Origin of the sequence: Vibrio sp. OPT24 (assembly GCF_015163545.1) — a bacterium.
Classification (GTDB): domain Bacteria; phylum Pseudomonadota; class Gammaproteobacteria; order Enterobacterales; family Vibrionaceae; genus Vibrio; species Vibrio cyclitrophicus.
Genome location: NZ_JADDYI010000053.1, coordinates 277,044 through 278,787, shown reverse-complemented (window position 1 = coordinate 278,787; position 1,744 = coordinate 277,044). Strand labels below are relative to the sequence as shown.

General features: G+C 46.6%; 2 protein-coding genes. Both read left to right on the top strand.

Going from position 1 to position 1,744, the window contains the following annotated elements:
* The coding region (locus tag IQO02_RS14900) for a Re/Si-specific NAD(P)(+) transhydrogenase subunit alpha (RefSeq protein WP_228006061.1) at positions 1-1,070 on the top strand (1,070 nt) is incomplete at its 5' end.
* 10 nt (positions 1,071-1,080) lie between these two features.
* On the top strand, positions 1,081-1,744 hold a 664-nt coding region (locus tag IQO02_RS22235), incomplete at its 3' end, for an NAD(P)(+) transhydrogenase (Re/Si-specific) subunit beta (protein ID WP_228006060.1).

Genomic DNA, 1,744 nt, shown 5'->3' with positions numbered 1-1,744 from the left:
TCACGGCAGCAGGTAAAGTTCCACCAGCGAAAGTGTTGGTTGCCGGTGCGGGTGTTGCGGGCCTAGCGGCGATTGGTGCCGCAGGTAGTTTAGGTGCGATTGTTCGTTCGTTCGACGTTCGTCCTGAAGTAAAAGAACAAGTAGAGTCTATGGGCGCTGAATTCTTGGAAGTCGACTTCCAGGAAGACACAGGTGCTGGTGACGGCTACGCAAAAGAGATGTCTGAGGCATTCAATAAGAAAGCTGAAGAACTTTACGCGGCTCAAGCGAAAGACGTCGACATCATTATTACAACCGCTCTTATCCCTGGGCGTCCAGCACCTAAGCTGATTACCAAAGAGATGGTAGACAGCATGAGTGCAGGTAGCGTGATTGTGGATCTTGCTGCAGCAAATGGCGGGAACTGTGAATACACGGTTGCAGATCAAGTGATCACAACGGCGAATGGCGTGAAGGTGGTTGGTTATACAGACATGGTTGGTCGATTGCCGACTCAGTCATCTCAACTGTACGCAACTAACCTAGTTAACCTACTGAAACTACTTTGCAAAGAAAAAGATGGCAACATTAACATTGACTTTGATGATGTTGTACTGCGTGGCGTTACAGTTGTTAAAGAAGGCGAAGTCACATGGCCAGCGCCACCAATTCAAGTTTCAGCTCAACCACAACAACAGGCTAAGCCAAAAGCTGTGAAACCTGAGCCAAAAGTTGAAGAGCCTGTCTCTCCAATCAAAAAAGTGGCCGGTATGGCGGTTGCCGTTGGTGCTTTTGCTTGGATAGCGTCGGTTGCGCCTGCTGCGTTCTTATCTCACTTTACCGTTTTTGTTCTCGCTTGTGTGGTGGGTTATTACGTAGTTTGGAATGTAAGCCATTCTCTGCATACACCTTTGATGTCCGTTACTAACGCTATCTCAGGGATCATTGTAGTAGGTGCGCTGTTACAGATAGGACAAGGAAGTGGTGTAGTCACGTTCTTGTCATTTATTGCCGTATTAATTGCAAGTATCAATATCTTTGGTGGCTTTACTGTGACCAAACGTATGCTTGAAATGTTCCGTAAAGACTAAGGAGTAACAGATGTCTGAAGGATTAGTACAAGCAGCTTATATTGTTGCTGCTGTATTCTTTATCATGAGCTTGGCTGGATTATCGAAGCAGGAATCTGCACGTGCAGGTAACTATTACGGTATCACGGGTATGGCAATCGCGTTGATCGCGACGATCTTTGGCCCTCACTCGTCAGGTATTGTGTGGATTATCATTGCAATGGTGATCGGTGGCGGTATTGGTATCCACTACGCAAAGAAAGTAGAAATGACCGAAATGCCTGAGCTGGTGGCTATCTTGCATAGCTTCGTAGGTATGGCGGCGGTACTTGTTGGTTACAACAGTTACATTGATGCTCCTGAAGCGGCAACACATGCAGAACACGTCATCCATCTAGTGGAAGTGTTCCTTGGTGTGTTCATCGGTGCGGTTACCTTCACGGGTTCTATTGTTGCGTTTGGTAAGCTTCGTGGCGTTATCTCTTCGTCAGCATTAAACATTCCTCATAAGCATAAGTGGAACCTAGCAGCTATTGTTGCCTCTACATTGTTAATGATCACGTTTGTTAAAGCCGATGGCAGCATGTTTGCGCTAATGGTAATGACTCTGATCGCATTCGCCTTCGGTTACCACTTAGTGGCATCGATTGGTGGTGCAGATATGCCAGTGGTTGTTTCTATGTTGAACTCTTACT